This window comes from Bacillus salitolerans, from assembly GCF_042680805.1.
Lineage (GTDB): Bacteria > Bacillota > Bacilli > Bacillales > SA4 > Bacillus_CJ > Bacillus_CJ salitolerans.
Genome location: NZ_JBHUEM010000027.1, coordinates 1 through 1,247, shown reverse-complemented (window position 1 = coordinate 1,247; position 1,247 = coordinate 1). Strand labels below are relative to the sequence as shown.

General features: G+C 36.9%; 1 protein-coding gene. It reads right to left on the bottom strand.

Annotated elements, in window-relative coordinates:
- Positions 1–293 precede the first annotated feature (293 nt).
- On the bottom strand, positions 294–1,247 hold a 954-nt coding region (locus ACFSCX_RS15570), incomplete at its 5' end, for an IS3 family transposase (RefSeq protein ID WP_377929175.1).

Here is a 1,247-nt window from a genome sequence, read left to right as displayed (position 1 = left end):
CGGGTTGGCCCCCTTATTTAGGACACTTACTTTAAATATCTCTTTTTATCTTAGTTTTTCATTTTTTCTTATAAAGAGGAAATTGCCCCCACTATTTTACTCTAATTGGTACTCGATCCTAAATGACTTGACATGGAGCCTCTCCACGCATGATTCTCTACCCAGGAACCCAGCTGAATGATACACTGGGCTTACCTACGAGGTTATCATGCGCTTTCTCCATATCAAGTCGTACACATCATAATAAGAGTGCTATACCCTTATTAGGGGTCAATTTCCTCTGTTCTTCGAACCTATAAGCTGACAGCCATATCGAGCGGATAGCCCTTGTCTTTATACAGTTCATGGAACTGAAAAGGTGCTAAGTAATTAAGGCTTCCGTGATACCTTCTATGGTTGTAAAAATCCATGTATTGTTCAATGTGGTAATAGGCTTCATCAAAGCATTCGAACTCGTATCTTTGATAACATTCTTTCTCTAGAACACTAAAAAAGGATTCAATATAGGCATTATAATTAGGCGAACTTGGTGGAATTCGTTCATGGTATACCTTCTGAAGTTCGCAGAACTCACCAAAGTGATTACTTACAAATTGTGGACCATTATCAGTACGAATAATTAACCTCATTTCATCTTCACCTTTTGGAAAATGAATTTGTCTTCGCATGATCGCTGATTGAAGCATCTTAGTAATGTCTTTAGCCTTACACTTAGATCCATAATAATAACCTACAATGCATCTATCAAATACATCTATGGCACATGCTAAAAAAAAGAATCGACCACTTTCCTTTATGGATCCATATTTAATATCAAGCTGCCATAATTGATTAGGACCTGTTATTAAATGTTGTCTTGTTAATCGTCTTGGATATTTTGATGGCTGTCTATTCGGCAGAAGAATCCCCAATTTACAACATAAACGGTGGCCTTTTTTAAAGTTAATAATTAAACTATGCCTATCTCTCAAATAGTTTGTGAGCTTTCTGTACCCATAAATTCCTTCTTCACCTTCAATAGCCTCCATTAAAAACTCTTCTATCTGCTCATCACATATTTTATCGCCTGAATTATTGTACGAGAAACCAGGGATTGGCCTACCTCTTCGTGGAGGTTCTTGAACTTTTATTTCGTTATTTTGGTGGTAATAATACACTGATCTTTGCACCTCCAAAGCTTTTGTTGCTTTGATTATAGGAAACCCCTCTGATACCCACAGTTCTATTTCAAGTAAACGTTCCTCTAG